The sequence below is a fragment of the Spirillospora sp. NPDC049024 genome (genome assembly GCF_040649235.1).
Classification (GTDB): domain Bacteria; phylum Actinomycetota; class Actinomycetes; order Streptosporangiales; family Streptosporangiaceae; genus Spirillospora.
On sequence record NZ_JBEZFD010000026.1, the window covers coordinates 1 to 24,328 of the forward strand.

Annotated in this window: 21 protein-coding genes and 1 pseudogene; 17 read left to right on the forward strand and 5 right to left on the reverse strand. The window is 74.5% G+C overall.

Annotated features, from left to right (window positions below):
• Positions 1 to 102: 102 nt before the first annotated feature.
• Entirely contained in the window at positions 103 to 945 is an 843-nt protein-coding gene (locus tag AB0C21_RS35730) for a sirohydrochlorin chelatase (protein WP_149264168.1), read from the reverse strand.
• A 351-nt stretch (positions 946 to 1,296) separates the two neighbouring features.
• Here AB0C21_RS35730 and AB0C21_RS35735 point away from each other — a divergent pair, with 351 nt between their 5' ends.
• From AB0C21_RS35735 to AB0C21_RS35800, 14 genes are all read left to right on the forward strand, one after another.
• A complete protein-coding gene (locus tag AB0C21_RS35735) occupies positions 1,297 to 3,924 on the forward strand; it encodes a sensor histidine kinase (protein ID WP_500210323.1) in 2,628 nt (875 codons plus the stop codon).
• A complete protein-coding gene (locus AB0C21_RS35740) occupies positions 3,921 to 4,376 on the forward strand; it encodes a roadblock/LC7 domain-containing protein (protein ID WP_500210325.1) in 456 nt (151 codons plus the stop codon). Before AB0C21_RS35735 ends, AB0C21_RS35740 begins: the two co-directional genes overlap by 4 nt.
• 3 nt (positions 4,377 to 4,379) lie before the next feature.
• A complete protein-coding gene (locus AB0C21_RS35745) occupies positions 4,380 to 4,760 on the forward strand; it encodes a DUF742 domain-containing protein (RefSeq protein ID WP_500210327.1) in 381 nt (126 codons plus the stop codon).
• On the forward strand, positions 4,741 to 5,391 hold the full coding sequence (locus tag AB0C21_RS35750; RefSeq protein ID WP_500210329.1) for a GTP-binding protein: 651 nt from the start codon (positions 4,741 to 4,743) through the stop codon (positions 5,389 to 5,391). Before AB0C21_RS35745 ends, AB0C21_RS35750 begins: the two co-directional genes overlap by 20 nt.
• A gap of 105 nt (positions 5,392 to 5,496) precedes the next feature.
• Positions 5,497 to 8,133, forward strand: coding sequence for a sensor histidine kinase (locus AB0C21_RS35755; protein ID WP_500210473.1), 2,637 nt, complete (start codon positions 5,497 to 5,499; stop codon positions 8,131 to 8,133).
• On the forward strand, positions 8,130 to 8,576 hold the full coding sequence (locus AB0C21_RS35760; protein ID WP_200842376.1) for a roadblock/LC7 domain-containing protein: 447 nt from the start codon (positions 8,130 to 8,132) through the stop codon (positions 8,574 to 8,576). The genes AB0C21_RS35755 and AB0C21_RS35760 overlap by 4 nt, the downstream gene beginning before the upstream one ends.
• Before the next feature lies 1 nt (position 8,577).
• Complete coding sequence (locus AB0C21_RS35765) at positions 8,578 to 8,970, forward strand: DUF742 domain-containing protein (RefSeq protein WP_200842375.1); 393 nt, start codon at positions 8,578 to 8,580, stop codon at positions 8,968 to 8,970.
• On the forward strand, positions 8,951 to 9,559 hold the full coding sequence (locus tag AB0C21_RS35770) for a GTP-binding protein (protein WP_149264163.1): 609 nt from the start codon (positions 8,951 to 8,953) through the stop codon (positions 9,557 to 9,559). The genes AB0C21_RS35765 and AB0C21_RS35770 overlap by 20 nt, the downstream gene beginning before the upstream one ends.
• Positions 9,560 to 9,765: 206 nt before the next feature.
• Positions 9,766 to 10,953 (forward strand): ROK family transcriptional regulator, encoded by a 1,188-nt coding sequence (locus AB0C21_RS35775; RefSeq protein WP_200842374.1) that lies wholly within the window; start codon positions 9,766 to 9,768, stop codon positions 10,951 to 10,953.
• 28 nt (positions 10,954 to 10,981) lie between these two features.
• Entirely contained in the window at positions 10,982 to 12,505 is a 1,524-nt protein-coding gene (locus AB0C21_RS35780; RefSeq protein WP_500210331.1) for a sugar ABC transporter ATP-binding protein, read from the forward strand.
• The gene (locus tag AB0C21_RS35785) at positions 12,502 to 13,581 is read left to right on the forward strand and encodes an ABC transporter permease (protein ID WP_500210332.1); all 1,080 of its coding nucleotides are present in this window, start codon (positions 12,502 to 12,504) and stop codon (positions 13,579 to 13,581) included. Before AB0C21_RS35780 ends, AB0C21_RS35785 begins: the two co-directional genes overlap by 4 nt.
• A gap of 141 nt (positions 13,582 to 13,722) precedes the next feature.
• Positions 13,723 to 14,787: an ABC transporter substrate-binding protein gene (locus AB0C21_RS35790; protein ID WP_500210334.1), complete on the forward strand. Its 1,065-nt coding sequence runs from the start codon at positions 13,723 to 13,725 to the stop codon at positions 14,785 to 14,787.
• A gap of 93 nt (positions 14,788 to 14,880) precedes the next feature.
• Entirely contained in the window at positions 14,881 to 16,020 is a 1,140-nt protein-coding gene (locus tag AB0C21_RS35795; protein ID WP_500210335.1) for a Gfo/Idh/MocA family protein, read from the forward strand.
• Entirely contained in the window at positions 16,020 to 17,024 is a 1,005-nt protein-coding gene (locus AB0C21_RS35800; protein ID WP_500210337.1) for a sugar phosphate isomerase/epimerase family protein, read from the forward strand. Before AB0C21_RS35795 ends, AB0C21_RS35800 begins: the two co-directional genes overlap by 1 nt.
• Positions 17,025 to 17,078: 54 nt before the next feature.
• Here AB0C21_RS35800 and AB0C21_RS35805 read toward each other — a convergent pair whose 3' ends face one another.
• Positions 17,079 to 17,930 (reverse strand): LLM class F420-dependent oxidoreductase, encoded by an 852-nt coding sequence (locus AB0C21_RS35805; RefSeq protein WP_500210338.1) that lies wholly within the window; start codon positions 17,928 to 17,930, stop codon positions 17,079 to 17,081.
• Between the two features lie 65 nt (positions 17,931 to 17,995).
• On the opposite strand from AB0C21_RS35805, the gene AB0C21_RS35810 reads away from it, so the two are divergent.
• The gene (locus AB0C21_RS35810; RefSeq protein ID WP_500210339.1) at positions 17,996 to 18,481 is read left to right on the forward strand and encodes a MarR family winged helix-turn-helix transcriptional regulator; all 486 of its coding nucleotides are present in this window, start codon (positions 17,996 to 17,998) and stop codon (positions 18,479 to 18,481) included.
• 21 nt (positions 18,482 to 18,502) lie between these two features.
• On the opposite strand, the gene AB0C21_RS35815 is transcribed toward AB0C21_RS35810, so the two are convergent.
• From AB0C21_RS35815 to AB0C21_RS35825, 3 genes and pseudogenes are all read right to left on the reverse strand, one after another.
• On the reverse strand, positions 18,503 to 19,201 hold the full coding sequence (locus tag AB0C21_RS35815; RefSeq protein WP_500210341.1) for a cupin domain-containing protein: 699 nt from the start codon (positions 19,199 to 19,201) through the stop codon (positions 18,503 to 18,505).
• Positions 19,202 to 19,210: 9 nt separating this feature from the next.
• Positions 19,211 to 19,873, reverse strand: a pseudogene (locus tag AB0C21_RS35820) (NADP-dependent oxidoreductase); the annotation flags it as partial.
• Between the two features lie 229 nt (positions 19,874 to 20,102).
• The gene (locus AB0C21_RS35825; protein WP_500210343.1) at positions 20,103 to 20,687 is read right to left on the reverse strand and encodes a Uma2 family endonuclease; all 585 of its coding nucleotides are present in this window, start codon (positions 20,685 to 20,687) and stop codon (positions 20,103 to 20,105) included.
• A gap of 205 nt (positions 20,688 to 20,892) precedes the next feature.
• Between AB0C21_RS35825 and AB0C21_RS35830 the strand changes: the two genes are divergently transcribed.
• A complete protein-coding gene (locus tag AB0C21_RS35830) occupies positions 20,893 to 21,456 on the forward strand; it encodes a DUF1707 SHOCT-like domain-containing protein (RefSeq protein ID WP_500210344.1) in 564 nt (187 codons plus the stop codon).
• A gap of 112 nt (positions 21,457 to 21,568) precedes the next feature.
• The gene (locus tag AB0C21_RS35835) at positions 21,569 to 24,163 is read left to right on the forward strand and encodes a hypothetical protein (RefSeq protein WP_500210345.1); all 2,595 of its coding nucleotides are present in this window, start codon (positions 21,569 to 21,571) and stop codon (positions 24,161 to 24,163) included.
• Positions 24,164 to 24,328: the final 165 nt, after the last annotated feature.

Consider the following 24,328-nt stretch of genomic DNA (forward strand, 5'->3'; position numbering starts at 1 on the left):
CAACCGGTTTTGTACCCCCGGGTCGCGTTGGGGCGGGGTGCCCTTACCGCCGCCGCCATAAGGGCAACATGCCGCAAGTCGACGCACCCGGCGGGGACGGCGCTAGTCGGCGAGGGCGGTTGAGAGGGCTTCGACGTAGCGGAGTGCGGCCAGGCGGGCCAGGGCCGGGTGCGCGCCGAGGGGCGCGGAGTGGGCGGAGCCCACGGAGGCGGCGGCGGCCGGGACCAGCGCGGCCTCCGGCTCGGGCCCGATCAGGTGCGGGGCGACGGCGATGGACGCGGCGCCGGCCGCGCGCAGCTGCTCGTAGGCGGCCTTCACCGACGCCTCGTCGTTCAGCGAGGCGGTGAAGACGGGGGCCGCGAGCCGGGAGGCGAGGAGCACGCCGGTGACCTCGGCCTGCCGGACGGCGGCCGCGTCGCCCGGGGTGGCGACGATCACACCGGAGGCGGCCGTCACCATCGTCATGAGCCTGATGCGGTCGGCGCGGGCGAGCCCCGCGTCGGCGAGCCGGTCGTGCAGCGCCTCGGCGATGAGCGGGTGCGGGCCGAGCGGCTCGGCGGCGACGGTGCGCACGGGCGCGGCCGCCACGGCGGCGCGCACGGCGGCGTCCAGGGCCGGGTCGGGGCCGGTGGACAGCGGCACGACCACGGCCGCGAGCTCGTCGTCCCGCTGCCGGAGCCCGGCGAGCACGGCGTGCAGGCTCGCCTCGTCGCCCTCCAGGTGCCCGACGTGGGCCGGCTGCCCGGTGTGCTCGATCTCGACGAGCCGGGCGAGCTCGGCGCCGATGTCGGTGCCGGCCCGCCTGGCGGGTCCGGGGACGGCGAGGACGAGCGTGGGGGATCCGGGGGGCAGCAGGAAGGACTCGTCGCCGCGGTGCCGGCCGCCGCGGGGTGTGCGGCGCCGTCGCGACGGCAATGCCTCGGATGCCTGGCTTTCGGGACTCACGGCGGGCATCGTAACGCCCTCCGGCCCGGGAGCCGTCCTCCTGGCCCGGCCGTCGTCGTTGCCTGTAGGAATCGTGGGTCTCCTTCCCGGACCGGCCGCGGTGCGGGCGGTGGATGAAGAAGCAGAGTATGGCGCAATCTTGCGGAGCAACAGGGGGAAATGAAGCAAATTGTCCGGATTTGCCGCTATCCTCTTCCCGCGAGGCTCGCCAAGATCGTCTTGCCTCCGCGCATTGCCGCAGGTAGCACTGAATGGCAGCAAATGCGGCCGAATGCCGTCAAGGGGTTGCGGGGGCGTCGCGGGCGGCCTTTATGATCCAGGGACCCTCCGTGCCGGAACGTTCGAGGTCACATGAAATCCCCCCGTAGGCGGTCGATCCGCTCGAAGGTCACCGCGCTGCTGCTGGTGCCGCTGCTGTCACTCGTCGTGCTCTGGGGATACGCCGCGATCGTCACCGGCCGCGACGCGCTCGCCCAGCGCCGGTACCACACGCTCGACCGCAAGTTCGCGCCGAGCGGCCAGGGCGTCCTGGTCGAGCTGGGCAAGGAGCGACTGGCCTCGGCCGTGTTCCTCAGCACCCCGCGCTCCGCCGCGGGCGCCACCCCCGCCGCCCTGGTGTCGCAGCGCTCGCGCGTCGACGCGGCCGTCGAGCACTTCCGCCGCGAGGCCACCTCCGCCGCCGCGCGCAGCGCCACCAACGCCCAGATGGAGTCCCGCGTCGACGACGTCCTGCGGGCGCTCGGCGGGCTCGGCGGGCTGCGCGCCGCGGTCGACGCCCGGTCCGTCGACCGGTTGGCCGCGGTCAACGGCTACGGCACGATGGTCGACGACATGCACCGGCTCTACGACAGCCTCGTGGTCATCGACGACTCCGGGCTCTACAACTGGACGCTCTCCACCCGGCACGCCGGTCGCGCCATGGAGCTGCTCCAGCGCGAGAACGCGCTGGTCGCGGGCGCCTTCATCACCCGGGGCCGGATGACCGCCGCCGAGCACCGGCTGTTCGTGGAAATGGTCGGCGAGCAGCGCTGGCAATGGACCAAGCAGCGCTCGATGCTCGACCCCGCGGTCTACCGGACCGGCACCGCGCAGGTCTTCGCGTCCCCGCAGTACCAGTCGTTCAAGGCGATGGAGGACCGGATCGCCGACGCCGACCCGCGCAGGCCGCTGCCCGTCCAGGCCGCCGAGTGGCAGCGGACGGCGCAGCCGCTCGTGCTGTCGGTCAACGCGATGGTGCTCGGCAACTCCAAGCGCGCCGGGGAGCACGCCGACGACCTCGGCCGCGAGGCCTACCTCAGGCTCGCCGCCGTCGGCGGCCTCGGCCTGCTGGCGATCCTGCTCTCGGTGCTGCTGTCGCTGCGGTTCGCGCGCGGGTTCGTCCGCGAGCTGGTCGGGCTGCGCGGGTCCGCCGAGGAGCTCGCCGAGCAGCGGCTGCCCGGCATCGTCCGGCGGCTCAGCCGCAACGAGAGCGTCGACGTCGCGGCGGAGGCCCCGCCGCTGAGCGCCGGGCGCACCGCCGAGGTCGCCCGGCTCGCCGAGGCCTTCGCCAAGGTGCAGCGGACCGCCGTCGACGCCGCCGTGGGCCAGGCCGAGCTGCGCGCCGGCGTCAGCCGCATCTTCCTCAACATCGCCCGCCGCAACCAGTCGCTCCTGCACCGCCAGCTGACGCTGCTGGACGGCCTGGAGAGCCGCGCCGAGGCCGACGACCTGGAAGACCTGTTCCGCATCGACCATCTCACCACCCGCATGCGGCGGCACGCCGAGAGCCTCATCATCCTGTCCGGCGCCACGCCGGGGCGCGGGTGGCGGCGGCCGGTGCGCTTCGCCGACGTGCTGCGCGCGGCCGTCTCGGAGATCGAGGACTACACCCGCGCGACCGTGCTGACCGACGCCGAGGACGGCCTGGTCGGCGCGGCCGTCACCGACGTCGTGCACCTGCTGGCCGAGCTGATCGAGAACGCGGCGTCGTTCTCCCCGCCCAGCACCGAGGTGCGGGTCATGGCCGAGCGGGTCGGCACCGGGTTCGCGGTCGAGATCGAGGACCGCGGCCTCGGCGTGAAGCCCGAGCTGCTCGCCGAGGCCAACCGGCGGCTGGCCGAGCCGCCCGAGTACGACCTGGTCGACACCGACCAGCTCGGGCTGTTCGTCGTCGCCCGGCTGGCCGCCCGCCACGACATCTCCGTGACCCTGCAGCGCTCCCCGTACGGCGGCGTCACCGCGATCGCCCTGTTCCCGCACGAGCTGGTGGTGCCGGCCGAGCAGATGGCCGCCGGGATGCTGCCGCCCGGGGAGGAGCCCGACGAGGACGCCGCGGCCGAGACCGCCGGCGGCGGTGCGCAGGGGTGGGCGCCGGCGCTCCTGCCCGCGCCCGTCCCCGACGCGGTCGTGTCGCTGCACGACTCCGCGGCCTCCGGGGAGTTCACCGCGCTCCCCGTGGAGGAGCCGCACCTGCGCCGCCAGCGGAACGCTCCAGGGCAGGCGGAGGGCGCCGGCGGCCCTCTGGAGCCGCCGCCCGCGCTGCCCGAGCTCACCGCGCCCCCCGCACCCGCCGCGCACCCGGCGCCCGCCGCGCCCGCCACGCCGTGGGGCGTCCCGGACCGGCCGGCGCCCGCCGCGCCGCCGCGTCCCGCCCCGAACCCCTGGTCGGACGACGCGGCCCCACCGCCGGACGAGCGGCCCGCCGACCCCGGAGCCCCGGCGTCCGGCGAGGACGCCGCCGACCCCGCGGACGGCGCCGCGGACGAGGCCGCCGAGGACTGGGAGCCCGCGGGCACCTACGCCGGGCTGCCCCGCCGCGTCCGGCAGAAGAACCTGGCCCCGCAACTGCGCAAGAGGCCCCCGTCGCCGCCCGGGGTCGGCGGAGTCACGACCGGGGCCGTCGCACGCTCGCCCGAGGAGGCACGCTCGCTGATGGCATCGATACAGCAGGGATGGCGGCGCGGACGCGCGTCCGACATGGGGGATGAGGGGACCCGATGATGCACAACACCGTGACCGGTGAGCTGAACTGGCTGCTCAACGACTTCGCCCAGCGGGTCACCACAGTGCGGCAGGCGGTGATCCTGTCGCGCGACGGGCTGGCCGTGGCCGCCTCCAACGAGCTCGCCCGGGAGGACGCCGAGCACCTGTCGGCGCTGGCGTCCGGCGTGCAGAGCCTCGCGCGCGGCGCCGGCCGGCACTTCGCGGGCGGCAACGTCCGGCAGACCATCATCGAGATGGACGCGCTGCTGCTGTTCGTGACGGCCGCGGGCGACGGCACCTGCCTCGCGGTGCTGGCCGAGGCGGACGCCGACGCCGGACTCGTCGCCTACGAGATGGCGGTGCTGGTCAAGCGGGTCGGCCAGCACCTGCAGGCGAGCCCGAGGTTCGGGGCGGAGCAGGGCGGCCAGGGCTTCGGAGGCGCCGGGGGGTCCGCGCCGCGGGGCTTCTGACCGATGACCCCGCCGGGAGAGCGCTGGCTGGACCGCGAGGCCGGTCCGCTCGTGCGCCCCTACGCGCTGACCCGCGGACGGACCCGTCCCGAGGGCGCGGGCTTCGCGCTGATCGCGGTGGTCGCGGCCACCGGCGTTCCGCCGGGCGACCGGCTGCGCTACAGCCCCGACCACGCGCGGGTGCTGCGCGGCTGCGCGCGGCCGGTCGCGGTCGTCGACCTCGCGGCCGACCTCGGCCTGCCCCTCGGCGTCGTGCGGGTGCTGCTCGGCGACCTGCGGGACGAGGGCCTGGTCGCGGTGGTCGACGAGGCGCACCCGGCCGAGGGCCGCCGGCCCCCGTCCGGCGTGCTGAGGGAGGTGCTCAATGGACTCCGCGCGCTTTGAGGGCGCGGCCGCCGGGCCGGGCTCCGCGGCCGGGCGGCTCGTCACCACCAAGATCTTGATCGCGGGTGGTTTCGGCGCGGGCAAGACCACCATGGTCGGCTCGGTCAGCGAGATCCGCCCGCTGCACACCGAGGAGCCGCTGACCGACCGCGGCGTCGGGGTGGACGACGTGTCCGGCGTCGCCGCGAAGTCGACCACGACCGTCGCCATGGACTTCGGCCGCATCACCCTGTCGGACCAGCTGCTGCTGTACCTGTTCGGCACGCCCGGCCAGGAGCGGTTCTGGTTCATGTGGGACGAGCTGGCGACCGGCGCCATCGGCGCCGTCGTGCTCGCCGACACGCGCCGGCTGACCGGCTGCTTCCCGGCGATCGACTACTTCGAGCGCCGCGGCCTCCCGTTCGTGGTGGCCGTGAACTGCTTCGACGGCGAGCGCACGCACCGGCCGCGCGACATCGCCATCGCGCTCGACCTGGACCCGGGCGTCCCGGTGGTGCTGTGCGACGCGCGCCGCCGCGAGTCGTCCAAGGAGGTGCTCATCGCGCTGATGGAGCACGTGCTGACCTGGCCCGACGAGGGGGAGGAGGCGCCCGGCGGCCGGAAGGCCGATCATCGAGAACCCGCGACGTAGTAGGCTCCCGCACACCCCCGTACTCCACGCATCGGGAGGTTTCCCCCGCATGTTCCGCCCCCCAATGCCGATCGCGACACACCTGAGCAGGGTCCGCCAGCCGTGATGGGCCCGCGCTTCTCCTCCATCCGGGCGAGGATCAGCCTGCTGGTCCTGGTGCCGCTGCTGGCGCTCGCCTCGCTGTGGGCGTTCCTCACCGGCTTCACCTACGGCGACGCGCACCAGCTGCTGCAGAGCCGCCAGTTCCAGGAGAAGACCGTGCTGCCCACGCAGCGCCTCATCGACGCGCTGCAGAAGGAGCGGCGGCTGTCGATGGCCGAGCTCGGCGGCACCCGGGCCGAGCCCGGCGTGATGCAGACGCAGCGGCAGAGCACCGACGAGGCGGGGGAGGAGGTCCGGGCGGGCGCCCGCGACCAGGGGCTGCGGGGCTCGATCCAGCCCCAGGTCGTCGACCGGCTGGACACGCTCGTGGACCGGATCGGCACGCTGCGCTCCGTCCGCCGCGGCGTGGACCAGCGCGTCGCCGACCGCGCGCAGGTCCTGCGGGAGTACAGCGACATCATCGACGCGGGCTTCGCCATCTACAACGCGACCACGCCCGGCGACGGGTCCATCACCGCGCACGCCCGCACGCTCACCTCGTTCGGCCGCGCCCGCGAGTTCATGTCGCGCGAGGACGCCCTGCTGACCGGCGCCCTGGCGGCCGGGCGCATCACCTCCGCCGAGCGCGGCCAGTTCGCGCAGCTCGTCGGCGCCCAGCGGCTGCTGTACGCCGACAACGCGCCCAACCTGCACCACGACTACGAACACTACGAGCGGCTCGCCGCGTCGGCGCCGTTCGTCCAGCTGCGGACGCTGGAGGACCGGGTCATCCGCGGCGCCGAGCCGCCCCGCGCCGCCGTGCGCAAGACCCGTGAGGCGAGCGCTCGGCCCGCCGCGGGCGCCCGCACCGGGCAGCCCGCCGCCCGCGCCCCGCACACGCCGGTCATCGAGCCCCCCATCTGGCGGTCCCTCGCCGACACCGTCAACGGGCAGCTTTTCCAGCTGGAGAACCGGGTCCTCGACGACGTCACCGCCCACGCGCAGCACATCGCGATCGGCGCCTTCACGCGGCTGGCCCTCGCCGGCGGCGCCGGCCTGCTCGCGATCGTGCTGACCGCGCTGATCGCGATCCGGGTGTCCCGGCGGCTGCTGCAGGAGTGCCGCACGCTCGCCTCCGGCGTCATGGACTTCACGCGCAAGCGGCTGCCGCTGCTGGCCGAGCAGGTCCGCGCCGGCAGCCCCGTCGAACCCGAGCCCGACCCCGAGGTCGACTACCGCATCACCGAGATCCGGCAGATCGCCGAGTCGTTCGACCGCGCCCGCGAGGCCGTGCTCCTCGCCGCCGAGGGCGAGGTCGCGGCCCGGCGCGGCATCAGCGAGGTGTTCGTCAACCTCGCCCGCCGCAACCAGGCGCTGCTGCACCGCCAGCTCAGCCTGCTCGACACCATGGAGCGCCGCACCGAGGACCCGTCGGAGCTGTCGGACCTGTTCCGCCTCGACCACCTCGCGACGCGCATGCGCCGGCACGCCGAGGGCCTGGTCATCCTGGCCGGCAAGACCGCCGGGCGCGGCTGGCGCCGCCCCGTCCCGCTGGTGGACGTGGTGCGCGGCGCCGTCGCCGAGGTCGAGGACTATCCGCGCGTCCGGGTGCAGCCGCTGCCGCGCGTCGCGCTGCTCGGCTCCGCCGTCGCCGACGTCATCCACCTGCTCGCCGAGGTGGTGGAGAACGCCACCACGTTCTCGCCGCCGCAGTCGCCGGTGCGGGTCAGCGGCCACGCGGTCGCCAGCGGGTTCGCGATCGAGGTCGAGGACCGCGGGCTCGGGATGACCGAGGAGGCGCTGCGCAGGGCCAACGAGCGGCTCGCGCACCCGCCCGAGTTCGACCCGTCCGACAGCGCGCAGCTCGGGCTGTTCGTCGTCGCCCGGCTGGCCGAGCGGCACGACATCACCGTCACCCTGCGCCCGTCCCCGTACGGGGGGACGACGGCGATCACGCTGATCCCGAGCTCGCTCATCGTGGAGAGCTCGGAGCCGGAGCCGTCCGCGGTGCGCCGTTCCACCGGGCCGATGCAGGCGCTGCCGAAACCGGCCGCCGCGCTCCCCGCCGCCGCCCGCCCCGCGTCCGAGCCCGGACGCGGCGAGTCCGGCGGGTTCGTCCGGCTGGTCGCCGAGGCCGAGCCCCTTCCGCCCGCGCCGCTCCCGCCCGCGCCGCCCCGTCCCGTCGAAGAGCCCGAGCCCGCGGCCCCTCCGCGAGCCGAGACGCCGCCCGCCGCGGCGCAGGCCGAGGCGCCGCCGGAGCCCGCCCCGCCCCTGCGCGAGGGCGAGCTGCCCAAGCGCAGGCGGCAGACGCACCTGGCGCCCCAGCTCAAGGAGCGGGTGGACGCGCACCTCGCCGCGCAGGGGCAGGCCCCGCCGCCCGCTCCGGAGCCGGCCGCGCCCCCGGCGCCCCCGGACCCGGCGCCGGCCGGGATGCCGCTCGCCGCGCCCGTCCCCATGGACGTCCCCGCGGACGGGACCGGGCGCGACCCGGCCGGGACCGTTCCCACCGGTGAGGAACCGGACGACGGCGCAGCCCGCTCGCCCGAGACGATGCGATCGATGATGTCCGCGATGCAGCGCGGCTGGCAGCGCGGCCGGCAGGACGCGGCCGACGCGGGGGCCGCGGGCGACGAACGTGACCAGGAGGACGACGCCACATGACACAGCCCCAGCACTCCGGCGCGGAGGTCCCGGGCGGAGCCGGAGGTGAGCTCAACTGGCTGCTGGACAGCCTCGTCCAGCGGGTCGCCCCGGTGCAGAACGCGGTGGTGCTGTCCAGCGACGGCCTCCGGATCGCCGCCTCCAGCGGGCTGGCGCGCGAGGAGTCCGACCACCTGGCCGCCGTGGCCGCCAGCTTCCAGAGCCTGGCGCGCGGGGCCGGGGAGTCGTTCGGCGGCGGGCCCGTCCGGCAGACGATCGTGGAGATGGAGTCGTCGTTCCTGTTCGTCACCGCCGCCGGCCGGGGCGCCTGCCTCGCCGTCCTCGCCGACGCCGAGGCCGACCTCGGGATCATCGCCTACGAGATGGCGATGCTGGTCACCCGGGTCGGCCAGCACCTGTCGGCGAACCCGCGGGTCGCCGCGGCCGACTCCGGCGGCGCGTGAGATGGGCGGCACGGCCTGGTACGACGACGCGGCGGGCCCCGTCGTCCGCCCGTACGCGCTGACCCGAGGCCGGACGCACTACGACGGCGTCGAGTTCGACCTGGTCGCACTGATCGTCGCGGCCGACCCGCCGGAGCCCGCGGACGACCACGCACTTCCGGCGGCCCCATGGGCACCGGAGCCGGAACATGACATGATCCTGGAGCTTTGCCGCACCCCGTTGTCGGTCGCCGAGATAGCGTCGGATCTGGAACTTCCCCTCGGGGTCGTCCGTGTCCTGCTCGGCGACCTGCTCGACCACTCGCTGATACAGGTCCGGCGCCCCGCGCCGGTGGCGCAGTTCCCCAGCGAGCGCGTACTCAAGGAAGTGATCGATGGAATCCGTGCGCTCTGACGCGGTCGCCCAGCAGGGCGACTCGGCGCTGACGGTCAAGATCCTCGTGGCCGGCGGCTTCGGCGTCGGCAAGACGACCCTGGTCAGCGCGGTCAGCGAGATCCGCCCGCTGCGGACCGAGGAGGCGCTGACCGAGAAGAGCATCGGGATCGACGACACCACGGCCGTCGCGTCCAAGACCACGACCACCGTGGCGATGGACTTCGGGCGCATCACGCTGCCCAACGGCCTGGTGCTGTTCGTGTTCGGTACCCCCGGCCAGGACCGGTTCTGGTTCATGTGGGACGAACTGGCCAAGGGCGCGCTCGGGGCGGTCGTCCTCGTCGACACCCGCCGCCTCGCCGACTGCTTCGCCTCGGTCGACTACTTCGAACGCCGCGGCGTCCCGTTCATCATCGGGGTCAACCGCTTCGACGGCGCCGGCCAGCACTCGGCCGACCAGGTCCGCGACGCCCTCGACCTGTCCCCGGAGATCCCCGTGATCTCCTGCGACGTCCGCGACCGCGAGGACGCCAAGCGCGTCCTCATCACTCTGGTCGAACACATCATGCGAACCATGAGCAGCGGACGCCAGACGGTGTCCTACTAGCAAGGACGCAGGGCCACGGCCCCGCTCAGTGCGCGCGTGCGCACCGGGCGGGGCCGTTGCCTGTGGGCGGCTTTGTCTTCTGAGTGGGGAAAGTTTGGATGATCTAGCGAAAAGGTCTTCTCAAAGCGGCGAAAGCGGGTTACGGTCTCGGCCATGAGACCGGCGTCACACGGCGCCGGGCCCGTGATTCCCGAGAGGACGGCGTGATGCGCATGTCGGCTCGTCCGCAGAACGTGCATCAGGCACGCCTGCTGCGGCTGCTGCGTGACGAGGGGCCGCGCTCGCGCGCCGAGCTGGGCGACGTGGTCCGGCTCTCGCGGTCGAAGCTCGCCGTCGAGCTGGACCGGCTCGTCGAGCTGGGCCTGGTGGAGGGGGCCGGGCTGGCCGCGTCGCGCGGTGGACGGCGGTCCGGGATCGTCCGGCTGTCGCCGAGCCTGCGGTTCGTCGCCTTCGACATCGGCGCGACCTCGATCGACGTCGCGGTGACCGACGGCGAGCTGGAGGTCCTCGGCCACGTGAGCGAGCGGTGCGACGTCCGGCAGGGCGCGACCGTCGTGCTGGACCGGGCCCTGGACCTGCTCGGCAAGCTGCGCGACGAGGGGCTGATCCCGCAGGTGCACGGGACGGGCATCGGGGTGCCCGGGCCGGTCAGCTTCCGGGACGGCATGCCGGTCGTCCCGCCGATCATGCCGGGCTGGGACCGGTTCCCGGTGCGGGACGCGATCGGCCAGGAGCTCGGCTGCCCGGTGCTCGTCGACAACGACGTGAACCTCATGGCGCTGGGCGAGCTGCACGCCGGGCTCGCCCGGTCGGTGGACGACTTCCTGCTCGTGAAGATCGGCACCGGGATCGGCTGCGGCATCGTGGTCGACGGCGCCATCTACCGCGGCGTGTCCGGCAGCGCGGGCGACATCGGCCACATCCGGGTCGACGACGACGGCCCGATCTGCGCCTGCGGAAACGCCGGGTGCCTGGAGGCGTTCTTCGGCGGCGCGGCGCTCGCGCGGGACGCGGAGGCGGCGGCGCGGTCCGGGCGCTCGCCCGCGCTCGCGGCGCTGCTGGAGGCCCACGGGGCGCTGGCCGCCGAGCACGTCGGCGAGGCGGCCGCCGCCGGCGACCCGGCCGCCGTGCAGATCATCCGGGAGGGCGGCCGGCACGTCGGCCAGGTCCTCGCCGGGCTCGTCAGCTTCTTCAACCCCGGCCTCGTCATCATCGCGGGCGGCGTCGCGGGCCTCGGCCACGCGCTGCTCGCCGAGATCCGCAGCGTCGTGTACCGGCGGTCCGCGCCGCTCGCGACCGGCAACCTGCCGATCGTGCTGTCCGAACTCGCCGGCGCCGCCGGAGTGGTCGGCGGCGCCCGGCTCATCAGCGACCACGTCTTCTCCGCGTCCTGACCCCCTGCCCGGCCCCCGAGGAGGCCCGATGGGCTCGACCAAACCCGAACCGCTGCTGCGGATGCGCGGCATCGTCAAGCAGTTCCCCGGCGTCCGCGCCCTGGACGGCGTCGACCTCGACGTCCGCCCCGGCGAGGTGCACTGCCTGCTCGGCCAGAACGGCGCCGGCAAGTCCACGCTCATCAAGGTGCTCGCCGGCGCGCACCAGCCCGACCGGGGCGAGATCGTGTTCGGCGGGGCGCCGGTGCGGCTCGCCGGGCCCACCGCAGCCATGCGGGCCGGGATCGCCACCATCTACCAGGAGCTGGACCTCGTGGACGGCCTCTCGGTCGCCGAGAACATCTTCCTCGGGCACGAGAGGGCCCGGCTGGGCTTCACGCGCCGGGGCGAGGCCGAGGGGGCGGCGCGGGAGCTGCTCGGCCGGCTCGGGCACGGGGAGATCCCGCCGCGCCGCGAGGTCGGCCGGCTGCCGGCGGCGGGCAAGCAGGTCGTCAGCATGGCCCGCGCCCTGTCGCACGACGCCCGGCTCATCGTGATGGACGAGCCGTCCGCCGCGCTCGCCCACGACGAGGTCGCCAACCTGTTCCGCATCATCCGGGAGCTGACCGCCGCCGGCGTCGCCGTCGTCTACATCTCGCACCGGCTGGAGGAGATCCGCGAGATCGGCGACCGGGTGACCGTGCTCAAGGACGGCCGGTCGGTCGCGGGCGGGCTGCCCGCGCGGACCACCTCCACCGACGAGATCGTGTCGCTGATGACCGGGCGCGACGTGGAGTACGTGTTCCCGGAGCGGCCCGAGGCCGAGGACGGCCGCCCCGAGGTGCTGCGGGTCGAGGGCCTCACGCTCCCCGGGGCGTTCGAGGACGTGTCGCTCACCGTCCGCGCGGGCGAGATCGTCGGGCTGGCCGGGCTCGTCGGGTCCGGGCGCTCGGAGATCCTGGAGACCGTCTACGGGGCCCGGCGCCCCGCGCGGGGACGGGTGCTCGTGGACGGCCGCCCCGTCCGTCCCGGCGACACGGGCGCGGCGGTGCGGCGCGGCATGGGCATGGCGCCCGAGGAGCGCAAGAGCCAGGCGCTGCTGCTGAACGAGACCGTCGCCGCGAACGTCACCGTCGCCTCGCTGCCGCGCTACGCCTCGTTCGGCTGGCTCAGCCGCCGCCGCGAGCTCGCCGACGTGCGGCGCCAGATCGAGGCGCTCGACATCCGGCCGCCCGACCCGCGCCGCCCGGTGGTGACGCTGTCGGGCGGCAACCAGCAGAAGGTCGTGCTGGCCCGCTGGCTGCTCGGCACGACGGGCCTGCGGCTGCTGATTCTCGACGAGCCCACCCGCGGCGTGGACGTCGGCGCCCGCGCCGAGCTGTACGCGGTCATCCGCGAGCTGGCCGGGCGGGGGATCGGGGTGCTGCTGGTGTCCAGCGAGGTGCCCGAGGTGCTCGGGCTCGCCGACCGCGTCCTCGTCGTCCGGGAGGGGCGCGTCGTGCACACCGGCGACGCCCGCGACCTCGACGAGGGCGCCGTGCTCAACATGATCATGGAGGGGAGTGCCCTGTGACGGACACCTTTCACTCCGGAGGGTCGGCCCCCCGGACCGAGAAGGACGCGGGCGGGCACGGCGGGGCGCCCGCCCGGCCGGCCGGCAAGAGCGGGAGCGGCGGGCCGTGGCGGCCGTTGCGCCGGAGCGGCGCCGCGGAGGGCCGCGAGATCCACCACCTCGGGCTCGTCGCCGCGCTGGTGCTGCTGTGCGCGGTCGGCGTGGTGACCAAGCCGGACAACTTCGCGACGTCGGGGAACGCCGTCGGCATCCTCGCGCTCGCCGCCACCATCGGCGTGATCACCGTCGGCCAGACGTTCGTGATCATCGGCGGCGGGATCGACCTGTCCGTCGGGTCGGTGATGGCGCTGGCGTCGGTCTGGGCGACGACGGTGGCGACGCAGTCCTACGGCCCGGCGGTGATGGCGCTGTGCGCGATCCTCGTCGGGACCGGCGCGGGCGTCGCGAGCGGGCTGCTCATCTCCTACGGGCGGCTGGTCCCGTTCATCGCCACCCTCGCGATGCTCGTCGCGGCGCGCGGGCTCGCGCAGCGGATGTCGGACCGCAGGACCCAGCTCGTCCGGCCGGAGAACGACGCGATCGAGGCGCTGTCCACCACCAAGGTGCTCGGGCTGCCGCTCGTCGTGTACATCTTCGCCGCGGTCGCCGCCGCCGGATGGCTGCTGCTCAACCGCACCACGTTCGGCCGCCGGACGTTCGCGGTGGGCGGCAACCCCGAGGCGGCGCGCCTGGCCGGCATCGACGTCCGCCGGCACACCCTGCTGCTGTACGCGCTGTCCGGGTTCTGCTGCGGCATCGCCGCGATCATCATCATGGCGCGGACCACCACCGGCTCCAGCACCCACGGCGACCTCTACGAGCTTGACGCGATCGCCGCCGTCATCATCGGCGGCACGCTGCTCACCGGCGGGCGCGGCACCGTCATCGGGTCGATCCTCGGCGTGCTGGTGTTCACGCTCATCACCAACCTGTTCATCCTGAACGGCCTGGACACCAGCGACCAGCTGATCGCCAAGGGCGCGATCATCGTGATCGCCGTGCTGCTGCAGCGCCGCGGCCTCCGCTCGCCCACCTGACCCGCACGCCCACCGGCCCTTTCGTCCGCGGCCGTCCGGCACCGTCCGGCGGCGACCGACACCCCACCCCCCACGTCCGGCGCCGCGCGTCCCGGGGAACGCGCGGCGCGGGACGACCCATCCCTTGATCAGGAGCACGTCATGCGTGATCAGAGCCCTCGTCCCACCCGCAGAGGCGTCCTGTTCGGCGGCGCCGTCGTCGCGGCGGGCAGCCTCGCCGCGGCCTGCACCAGCAACAGCGAGAAGGACGACCCGAGCCCGGCGGCGCAGGCCGGGTCGCTCGGCGGCGACAACGACAAGCCGGGCAAGCAGGTCACCATCGGGTTCTCCGCGCCCGCCGCGGACCACGGCTGGATCGCGGCGATCGCCAAGAACGCCGAGGGCCAGGCCAAGAAGTACAAGGACGTCACGTTCAAGCCGGTCGAGCCGACCAACGACATCAACCAGCAGATCTCCGCCGTCGAGTCGCTGATCCGGGCGAAGGTCGACGTGCTCGTCATCCTGCCGAACGACGGGGAGCAGCTGAACCAGGTCGCCCGCAAGGCGATGGACGCCGGGATCCCCGTCGTCAACCTCGACCGCGTCTTCCCCGACAAGCTGTCGTACCGGACGTGGGTCGGCGGCGACAACTACGGCATGGGCGTCTCCGCGGGCCACTACATCGGCAAGAAGCTGAAGGACAAGGGCGTCGCCAGCCCCGTCATCCTGGAGATCCAGGGCATCGCGACGCTCCCGCTGACGCAGGACCGCAGCAAGGGCTTCGCGGACGCGCTGAAGTCCTACGGCTTCTCCGTCACCGCCAAGCAGGACGCGAAGTTCACCGTGGAGTCCGGCAACCAGGTCGCGAGCAACCTGCTCCAGGCGCACAAGAAGATCGACGCGCTGTGGAACCACGACGACGACCAGGGCGTCGGCGTGCTCGCCGCGATCAAGCAGTCCGGCCGCAAGGAGTTCTTCATGGTCGGCGGCGCGGGCTCGGCCAACGCGATGCGCGACATCAAGTCGGGCGGCGGCGTGCTGGAGGCGACCGTCACCTACCCGCCGACGATGGCCGCGTCCGCGATCAAGCTCGGCCGGCTCATCGCGCAGGGCAAGGGCATGGCCGACCTGGTCGAGCTCCAGGTGCCCCAGTCGATCACGCTGGCCTCCGAGACGGTCGCCAAGAACAACGTCGACACGTACATGCCGCTCGGCTTCGAGTCCTGAGCGACGGGGGCGCCGGCGCGCCCGCCCGCGGGCGGCGCCGGCCCGGGGGTCCGGGGCCCGCTCCCGGAAGACGACACAGAGAGGTGAGCTGACATGACGACCGTCGGAGTCGGGATGGTCGGGCACGCGTTCATGGGACGCGCCCACTCCCAGGCGTGGCGCAGCGTCGGGCCGTTCTTCGGGCCGCCGCTGACGCCCGTCATGACCGCCCTGGCAGGACGTTCCGCCGAGCGCGCCCGCGCCGCCGCCGACGCCCTCGGCTGGGCGTCGGTGGAGACCGACTGGAAGGAGCTGCTCCGCCGCGACGACGTCCAGCTCGTCGACATCTGCACGCCGGGCGACAGCCACGCCGAGATCGCGGTCGCCGCGCTCGACGCGGGCAAGCACGTGCTGTGCGAGAAGCCGCTCGCGAACTCCGTCGCCGAGGCCGAGGCGATGGCCGCCGCCGCGGAGCGGGCGCGCGGGCGCGGCGTCCGGTCGATGGTCGGGTTCAACTACCGGCGCGTCCCGGCCGTCACCCTCGCCCGCAGGCTCGTGGACGAGGGGCGGATCGGCGCCGTCCGGCACGTCCGGGCCCAGTACCTGCAGGACTGGCTGGCCGACCCGCAGGCCCCGTTCACCTGGCGGATGGACCGCGACCGGGCCGGGACGGGCGCGCTCGGCGACATCGGCGCGCACATCATCGACACCGCGCAGTTCATCACCGGGCAGTCGCTCGTCGGGGTGTCGGCGGTGATGGACACGTTCGTCCCGGAACGCCCGCTGCCGGGCGGCGGCTCGGCGCAGGTCACCGTGGACGACGCGGCGCTTTTCGTCGGCCGCACCGACGGCGGCGCGCTCGCGTCGTTCGAGGCCACCCGGTTCGCCACCGGCCGCAAGAACGCGCTGCGGATCGAGGTCAGCGGCTCCTCGGGAGCCCTGGCGTTCGACCTGGAGTCGCTGAACGAGCTGTGGTTCTACGACCGCGAGGAGGACGGCGCGACCGCCGGGTTCCGGCGGATCGTCGTCACCGAGCCCGTCCACCCGTACGTCGACCGGTGGTGGCCGCCCGGTCACATGCTCGGCTACGAGCACACGTTCACCCATCAGGCCGCCGACCTGCTCACCGCGATCGCGGAGGGCGCCGACCCGCGCCCGTCGTTCGCCGACGGGCTGCAGGTGCAGCGCGTCCTCGCCGCGGTCGCCGCCAGCGCGGCCTCCCGATGCTGGGCCGAAGTCGAAGGGAGCGAATGATGACACGACCGGTCACGCTGTTCACCGGCCAGTGGGCGGACCTGCCGTTCGAGGAGGTCTGCCGGCTGGCGTCCGGCTGGGGCTACGAGGGCCTGGAGATCGCCTGCTGGGGCGACCACTTCGAGGTCGACAAGGCCCTCGCGGACGACGACTACGTCCCGCGCAAGCTGGAGACGCTCGCCAAGCACGACCTCAAGGTGTGGGCGATCTCCAACCACCTCGTCGGGCAGGCCGTCTGCGACATCCCCGACGAGCGGCACAAGGCGATCCTGCCCGAGCGGATCTGGGGCGACGGGGAGGCCGAGGGCGTCCGGCGGCGCGCCGCCGACGAGATCAAGGACACCGCGCGGGCCGCCGCGCGGCTCGGCGTCGACACGGTGATCGGGTTCACCGGCTCCTCGATCTGGCACACGGTCGCGATGTTCCCGCCGACCCCCGAGGCGATGGTCGAGCGCGGCTACGCCGACTTCGCCGACCGCTGGAACCCGATCCTGGACGTGTTCGACGAGGTGGGCGTCCGGTTCGCGCACGAGGTGCACCCGAGCGAGATCGCCTACGACTACTGGACGACCGTCCGGACGCTGGAGGCCATCGGGCACCGCCCCGCGTTCGGGCTGAACTTCGACCCGTCGCACTTCGTGTGGCAGGAGCTCGACCCGGTCGGCTTCCTGTTCGACTTCCGCGACCGGATCTACCACGTCGACTGCAAGGACACGAAGGTCCGCACGGGCGACGGCCGCCGCGGCCGCCTGTCGTCCCACCTGCCGTGGGCGGACCTGCGGCGCGGCTGGGACTTCATCTCCACCGGCCGCGGCGACGTCCCGTGGGAGGACGTCTTCCGCGCCCTCAACGCGATCGGCTACGCCGGGCCGATCTCCGTCGAGTGGGAGGACGCCGGGATGGACCGCCTCCAAGGCGCCCCCGAGGCCCTGGAGTTCGTCCGGGCCCTCAACTCCATGGAGATCCCGACGGCGTCGTTCGACTCGGCGTTCTCCTCCGACTGAGCCCGCGGTGCGCCGTACCGGCGAGGCCACGCGCCGGGACGGCGCACCGCCCTCTCAAGACGCGGGCCGGGCGCCGAGCTTCTGCGGGGCATGGTCGGTGACGAACCGCTCCAGCTCGGACGCCGGGACGCCCATGGGCGGGACGATGATGAGCCGGTCCACCCCCAGCTCGCCGTACTCCCGGACGAACCCGGCGTCCGGCGGACGGGGCGGGCTGATCGAGACGTGCAGGGGATCGCGGCCCGCCTCGTCGGTGAGGGCCCGCAGCCGTCCGATCGTCTCCGCGGCGGCGCGGCGCCCGAGCATCCACCCGTACCAGCCGTCCGCGTGCCGGGCGGCCCGGCGCAGCGCGGCGGGGCTGTGGCCGCCCGCCACGACGGGGATCGGCCGCTGCACGGGACGCGGGTGGGCGTCCACGCCCCCGAAGTCGACATGGCGGCCGTGGAAGGCCGGCTCGTCGTCGTACCAGAGGGAGCGCATCGCCGCGAGGTGCTCGTCGGCGCGGGCGCCGCGCCCTTCGGGGGAGACGCCGACCGCGCGCATCTCCGGCTCCAGGTACCCGGCGGCCATGCCGAAGACGAGCCTGCCCCCGCTGAGCACGTCGAGGCTGGCGAGCTGCTTGGCGAGGACGAGCGGGTTGCGCTGGGGCAGGACGACGACCCCGGTGCCGAGCGCGATCCGCTCGGTGCGTCCGGCGAGGTGGGCGAGAGTGACCAGCGGGTCCAGGAACGGCGCGTCCGGCTCCGCGGGGGACGGATCGACGCGCGGGCGCGGCAGCACGACGTGGTCGCCGGCCCATACCGAGTCGTATCCGAGGTCCTCGGCCAGAGCGGCGATGCGGGCGGCGACCTGCGGCTCCGCGCAGGCGTACATGTTGACGGCGAAGAGCCCGAGAGTGGGTGCCATCCGTAGATAATCGAACTTTTCTACGATCGAGTCAACCGATGATCGAACGGATATACCCTGCTGCCATGGCGGAGGGTTCCATGCGCGACGGGCTGCCGGAGGGGCTCGCGTCCCTGGCCGGCTTCCAGCTGTCCAAGTGCGGCTGGTGGCTGGAGCAGCGGCTGGAGGAGGAACTGGAGCCGCTCGGGATCCGGGTGCGGCACTTCCTGGTGCTGGCGATGCTCAGCACGTCCGAGACGCTGTCGCAGCAGGAGATGGCCGACTGCCTGCTGCTCGACCCCACGCTGATGGTCGGGCTCGTGGACGACCTGGAGGCGCGCGGCCTCTGCGAGCGCACCCGGGACCCGCGCGACCGCCGGCGGTACCGCGTCCGCGCCACCGAGGACGGCCGCGCCCTGCACCGCCGCGCGCGTGCCCTCGCCGACGAGGTGGGCGCGGAGGTCTTCGGCCCGCTGTCGGACGACGAGCTGAGCACCGTGGTCCGGGCGATCGGCCGCGTCATGGAACCCTTCTGGGCCGAGCAAGCGCTACGCCCCCGCCGCAAACGCTGATCCTCCCGGCCAGCGCGGTGGTCAGGGGAGGGTGTGGAAGTCCCGAAAATCGAAGCCGGGGGAGACTATGCAGCTGACCAGGACCTCCTGGTCGCCCGCCGGGCGCGCGGCCTGCCAGACGCCGGGCGGGACGACGGCCTGCGGCACCTGGCCGCCCGCCACGTCCGCGCCGAGGGCGATCGGTTCCGGCGTCTCCTCGGGGCGGTCGCCGTCCCCGCCGAGGAGCAGGGTCAGCGGGCCGCCGCTGTGCCACAGCCACAGCTCGGCGGACCGGACGGTGTGCCAGATCGACTCCTCGCCGGGCGGCAGCAGGAAGTAGATGGCGGTGGCGGAGGCCCGCTCGCCCGGGTAGCCGTCCGGCGTGAACGCCGCGTCCGAGCGCCACGTCTCGCGGTACCAGCCGCCCTCGGGATGCGGCAGCAGGTCGAGCGCCTCGGCGGTGGCCGGGCGGTCCAGGGCGGCGACGTGCCGGCCGGCGGGGTCGCGCCGCAGGTAGCGGACGCGGGACGCGGTCGTGCGGTCGATCACGCCGCGGGCCGGCACCGCGCCGGGCGCGGGGTCCAGCGTGACGGCGACGAGCTGGCCGCCGGTGAACACGTCGTCGGCGACCGCCAGCAGCCCGGGTTCGTCGGTCGGCGCCCAGACGGCCCCCGCCTCTCGCAGGACGAAGCGGGGACCGGGCTGGGCACGCCAGCCATCGAGCGTCGTGAGGAGCAGCACACCCCGAGCCTAGACGGTCAGAACGATCTTGCCGGTGACCCGGCCGGTCTCGCCGCGCTCGTGCGCCTTCGCCGCCTCCTCCAGCGGGAACACCGAATCGATCTCGGCGCGCAGCCTCCCGGCCGCGGCGAGCGCGGCGATCTGCGCCAGCGCGTGGTGGTCGGGCTCCACGAGCAGGGTCTCCGAGCGGACGCCGCTTGTGTCCATGTCGTCGAGATTGCTGAGCACCACCGACACCAGCGTCCCGCCCGGCCGCAGCACCCGCAGCGAGCGCGGCCCGTAGTCGCCGCCGATGGTGTCTAGGACGACGTCCACGTCCTTGACGACGTCCGCGAAGTCGACGCTGCGGTAGTCGACCGGCTCGTCCACGCCGATGCCGCGCAGGAAGGCGTGCTTGCCCTCGCTCGCCGTGCCGATCACGTAGGCGCCGCGCGCCTTGGCGATCTGCACGGCCAGATGCCCGACCCCGCCCGCCGCCGCATGGATCAGCACCCGGTGGCCCTCCCGCACGTCGGCGGTGTCGACCAGCGCCTGCCACGCGGTCAGCGCGGCCAGCGGCAGGGCCCCCGCCTGCACGTGGTCGATGGCGGACGGCTTGGCGACGAACGTCCGGGACGGCGCCGCGACGTACTCGGCATGGGAACCGGCCCCGAACGGGTAGCAGAGCACCCCCGGGGTCCTCGGCGAACGCGGGCCCTTATCGCAGACGCAGCAACCATCGCCGCAACCACGCAGCAACCTCAGGGTTGCGATCGCGTCCGAAGGCAGATTCGAGCGAAGCAAGAATCTGATCGCGCAGTGAGCCGCCAGGCGAGCCGGAGCGATGCCAGCGATCGCCCGCGTTTTTCGACGATGGAGGGCCTTCAAGGCCCGAAGGAGGAGAAAGACGCTATAAACACAGCTAGTCCATTTCGGAGAGGCGCGCCGGATCGAAGGCGATCGGGTAGGGGCGATCCAAGGAGATGGTCTCCCCGGAGCGCGCCTTGCCGGCCAGCTCGTAGCGGCCGTCCCGCAGTTCCAGCAGGGTGACGGCGGGACGCGGCTCCAGGTCGACGAGCCAGTAGTGCGGGATGCCGGTCGCGGCGTACTCGTCCACCTTGCGGACGCGGTCGATCTGCTCGTTGACCGTGCGCGGCGTGATGACCTCGGCGACGAGGAGGAGGTCGGGGCCGTAGTAGGTGCGGGTCCGGCGTTCGAGCGCCGCGCGGGCCACGTCGCGCGCGACGACGAACACGTCCGGCTTGCGGACGCCCGCCGGGGTCGTGACGTCCTGCGGGGCGCCGGCGACGTGCACGTCGGCGTCCGCCTGCCGCGCCGCCTCCTTCAGGACGGTCTTGAGCTGTTCGGCCGCGTGGTCGTGCCAGAGGTCGCCGGGCAGCTCGTTCAGCCAGCCGTCGGCGAGCTCGTACCGGCGGCCCTCCTCGGGCAGCGCGTCGAGGTCGTACAGCGTGTACGGACCGTGCGCGCGGCCGAGCGTCCCGCCCATGGATCGCCCCCCTCGCCTCGATGAACGGGCTGATCCGAATCTACTGGACGGGCGTCCGGAAAGAGGTCAGCCATGATCGCGCGTCGGGATGCGGCCGAATGTCTCGAAAGCCGAGCGGCGGCGAGTTACGATACATCGCGTCTTGACCCTCCACCCGCTGGAGGGCGCAGGCTGCGGAGGCGGAACGCCCCGAAGGAGAGATGCGATGAGCGTCGAGCAAGACCGGGCCGCGCCCGCCGTGCGCGCCTCGGACCGCGACCGCGACGAGATGCTCGTCCGGCTCCACACGGCCTTCGCCGAGGGTCGGCTGAGCGAGTCGGAGCTGGACGAGCGCAGCGACCTGGCCCTCGCCGCCCGCACCCACGACGACCTGAACGCGCTGGCCGCCGACCTGCCGTCCGGGCGGACCACCCGGGAAGAGGCCGGGAACGCGCCCGCGGGCCGGTTCCAGGTCGCCTACAAGGGCTCGGTCACCCGGGCCGGGCGGTGGCGGCTGCCCGAGCGGTTCACCACCGTCGTCTACAAGGGGACGGGCCTGCTGGACCTCCGCGACGCCGACCTGGACGGGGAGGTCACGACCCTGTGGGTGCTCGCCTACAAGTCCACCGTGCAGATCGTGGTGCCGCCGGGCGTCCGCGTGGAGGCCGACGGCCTGGGCGTGTCCGCGGAGGTCCGCGGCGACCCGGGAGCCGGGGCGCCGGTCCTGCGCGTCCGGGGCTATGCCTACAAGGGGGCGATCGAAGCGAAAGATCGGATATCTCGGGCGTGAGGTGATAGAACGCTCCCGCGGCCCCCATCGGCCGCCGTTCACGTGATGTCAGTACAAGGGCACCCGTGGCGCGATTTGATGGTGACTCGACTGGGACCGTGAAGGAGCGCGTGTGGCGGCGAGGACCCCGGAGCAGCACGAGGCCCGGCGGACGGCCGAGGAGGGCCCGGCGGACTCACGCCACGTGCGGCGGCGCCTCACCTTCGGCGTCGCGGGCGACCTCGCCGACATGCCCGCCACGCTGTCGCCCTGGCAGCGCGCCTACGAGGCGTGGCGGGCGGCCGGGCTGGAGTGGGGCCACGGCGCCCCGCCCCGGAGCGCCGAGCAGCGCCCCGCGAGCCGCAACGCCGTCCGCGCCGATCCCGAACGCGCCGGCGCCGCCCCTGCGACGCCTTCGGCGAAGGCGCGCACCCGGTCGAAGCCCGGCGTGGCGGTGGCCGCGAGCGCCCCGCCCGCGCCCCCGGAGCCGAAGGCCACGCAGCCGAACCCCTCGCAGGTCCCCGCGCGGCCGAAGCCCCCGCAGCCGAACGCGGTCCGGCCGCGCCCGGTGAAGCCCGACCCGCACGACGTCCTGGTGGCCGGTCCGCCGCGGCCCCTGCCGCGCCCCGTGATGAGGTCGGGGCCGACGCGGCGGCTGCGCGCGCGTGCGGCGGTCGCGGCCGGGCTCGCCGTGGTCGCCGGCGGCGTCATCTTCGCCGTGTCCCGGGGCGACGACGGGCCGGACGGGACGGGCGTCCCCGCGCCGATCGCGGCGGGCGAGCTGTTCGCCTCCGATCCGGCGGCCACGGGCGACGGCCTCGTCCAGGACCTCACGACCATCGCCTCGGCGGGCGCGACCGTCGTCGCGGCGGGCACCGAGGGCGACGGCGTCCCCGGCCGCGAACAGACCCGCTTCCTCGTCTCCGCCGATGCGGGGCACGCCTGGTCGCTCGCTCGGCTGCGCACCGCGGACGGCTCCGCCGTCCCTCCCGGCGACACCCCGCGCCTCGTCGACGGCGGGGCCGGCCGCTGGGCGGCGCTCGGCCGGACGTCCGCGGGCGGCGTCGTGGCATGGACGAGCGAGGACGCCGCGACCTGGACGCGCCGCCCGCCCGCCGCGGGCTTCACACCGTCCGACCAGGTGAACGATCTTGCGCGCACTGGCCGGGGCTTCCTCGCCGTGGGCGCGTCCGGCGGCCGCGCGGTCGCCTGGAGCTCGGCGGACGGGCGGGCGTGGCAGCGCGCCGACGCCGCGGGGATCACCGCCTTCGACCGCGTGGCGGCGTCCGGCGACGTGGTCGTCGCCCACGGCACGTACGGCAGGAGGGTCACCCAGAAGCGCGGCAAGAGGAAGGTCACGCGGACCGTGCGCGCCGACGGCCTCTGGCGGTCCACCGACGGCGGCCGGACGTGGGCGCTCGCCGCTGTCCCGCAGGCGCAGGGCTCGTACGGACCGACGAAGGGCCTGGCGGTCGGGCCCGGCGGGTTCGCGACCGTCCGCGAGGGCAGGCAGACCACCGGCCGCAAGAAGCACCGCAGGACCAAGCGCTTCGGCGTCCTGTTCACCTCGGCGGACGGCGCCCGGTGGCAGGCCGCGAGCCGGTTCGGCGGCGCGGGCGTCGACCGCTTCGACGGCACCCCCTCGGGCCTCGCCGTCATCGTCGAGGGCGCGAAGGGCGCGCACACCGTCCTGCGCAGCACCGACGGCCGCACCTGGCAGCCGGGCGGCACCGTCCCGGCGCCGGTGCGCGGCAGCGGGCTGACGGTCGCGAACGGGAAGGTCGCCGTCTCCGGGCGGCAGGGCGACGACGGCTACCTGCTCGGCGTGGACCTCCGCACCGTCCCGGGCGCCGTCCACCCGGAGCGCTCGGTCAGGTCGCTCGCCGCGGCGCCCGGCCTCTCCGTCGCGGTGGGCAGTACCAACGGCAACGCGGCGATCTGGACGGCCCCGGACGGCCGCGCGTGGAAGCGCGCCGGGTTCCCGGCCACGGCCGGCGGGCTGTCGGACGCCGTCCACGGCGGGCGCGGCTGGCTGGCGGTCGGCCGCGTGGCGGGCGCGTCCTCCGGCCCTCTCGCGATGACCTCGCAGGACGGGCTCACCTGGCAGAAGCCCGAGTTCCCGGCGGGCCCGCCGCCCGTCGCCGCCGCCGCAGGCCCGTCCGGCTACGTCGCGGTCGGGACCGGCGCGGCCTGGCGCTCGGCCGATCTACGCGCCTGGACCCGCGCGGGCCTGGACGGCGCCGCGTCCGACGTGGCCGCGACGAGCAGGGCCTACGTCGCGGTCGGCGGCCGCGGCAAGGAGCCCGCGGCGTGGACGTCGCCGGACGGCCTCAAGTGGACGGCCGCCAAGCTCCCGCCCGGCCTCACCGCGCCTCTCACCCATGTCGCCGCCAAGGGCGACACCCTGGTCGCGATCGCCGGCGACGCCGCCGCGCTGGTGTCCACCGACGCGGGCGCGACCTGGACGCGGCGCGATCTGGGAGCGGGCCTGGCCGCCACCGCCATCGCGGCGACTCCCGCCGGCTTCGTCGCGGCGGCCTCCGCGAAGGACGACGCGGTGGTCCTGGCGTCCCGCGACGGGACGGGGTGGCGGCGCCTCGCCGTGCCCGGGCTCGCCGGACCCGGCGACCAGCGCCTCACCGCCCTGACCGCCATGGGTTCCATGGTCCTGGCCACCGGAACCGAGACCGACTCCCCGATCCTCTGGCGCGCCCCCGCACCCCGGTGAGCCCGGGGGCGCCCTTCGGGATCCGCGGCCAGGGCCGGGCGACGGTCAGCCGTTGCAGCCGCAGGAGCAGCCCTTCGCGCACGAGCATCCGCTGCCGTGTCCGCAACTACAGTCTTTTTTCGTCATGAGCGGAAAGTAACGTTCGCCGCACTGTGTGGTCTATGA

Bases quoted from the DNA above. Each gene is read 5' to 3' on its own strand.
- AB0C21_RS35735 (WP_500210323.1), top strand. From the start codon at position 1,297: ATGAAATCCCCCCGTAGGCGGTCGATCCGCTCGAAGGTCACCGCGCTG.
- AB0C21_RS35740 (WP_500210325.1), top strand. From the start codon at position 3,921: ATGATGCACAACACCGTGACCGGTGAGCTGAACTGGCTGCTCAACGAC.
- AB0C21_RS35745 (WP_500210327.1), top strand. From the start codon at position 4,380: ATGACCCCGCCGGGAGAGCGCTGGCTGGACCGCGAGGCCGGTCCGCTC.
- AB0C21_RS35750 (WP_500210329.1), top strand. From the start codon at position 4,741: ATGGACTCCGCGCGCTTTGAGGGCGCGGCCGCCGGGCCGGGCTCCGCG.
- AB0C21_RS35755 (WP_500210473.1), top strand. From the start codon at position 5,497: ATGGGCCCGCGCTTCTCCTCCATCCGGGCGAGGATCAGCCTGCTGGTC.
- AB0C21_RS35760 (WP_200842376.1), top strand. From the start codon at position 8,130: ATGACACAGCCCCAGCACTCCGGCGCGGAGGTCCCGGGCGGAGCCGGA.
- AB0C21_RS35765 (WP_200842375.1), top strand. From the start codon at position 8,578: ATGGGCGGCACGGCCTGGTACGACGACGCGGCGGGCCCCGTCGTCCGC.
- AB0C21_RS35770 (WP_149264163.1), top strand. From the start codon at position 8,951: ATGGAATCCGTGCGCTCTGACGCGGTCGCCCAGCAGGGCGACTCGGCG.
- AB0C21_RS35775 (WP_200842374.1), top strand. From the start codon at position 9,766: ATGCGCATGTCGGCTCGTCCGCAGAACGTGCATCAGGCACGCCTGCTG.
- AB0C21_RS35780 (WP_500210331.1), top strand. From the start codon at position 10,982: ATGGGCTCGACCAAACCCGAACCGCTGCTGCGGATGCGCGGCATCGTC.
- AB0C21_RS35790 (WP_500210334.1), top strand. From the start codon at position 13,723: ATGCGTGATCAGAGCCCTCGTCCCACCCGCAGAGGCGTCCTGTTCGGC.
- AB0C21_RS35795 (WP_500210335.1), top strand. From the start codon at position 14,881: ATGACGACCGTCGGAGTCGGGATGGTCGGGCACGCGTTCATGGGACGC.
- AB0C21_RS35800 (WP_500210337.1), top strand. From the start codon at position 16,020: ATGACACGACCGGTCACGCTGTTCACCGGCCAGTGGGCGGACCTGCCG.
- AB0C21_RS35805 (WP_500210338.1), bottom strand. From the start codon at position 17,930: ATGGCACCCACTCTCGGGCTCTTCGCCGTCAACATGTACGCCTGCGCG.
- AB0C21_RS35810 (WP_500210339.1), top strand. From the start codon at position 17,996: ATGGCGGAGGGTTCCATGCGCGACGGGCTGCCGGAGGGGCTCGCGTCC.
- AB0C21_RS35825 (WP_500210343.1), bottom strand. From the start codon at position 20,687: ATGGGCGGGACGCTCGGCCGCGCGCACGGTCCGTACACGCTGTACGAC.
- AB0C21_RS35830 (WP_500210344.1), top strand. From the start codon at position 20,893: ATGAGCGTCGAGCAAGACCGGGCCGCGCCCGCCGTGCGCGCCTCGGAC.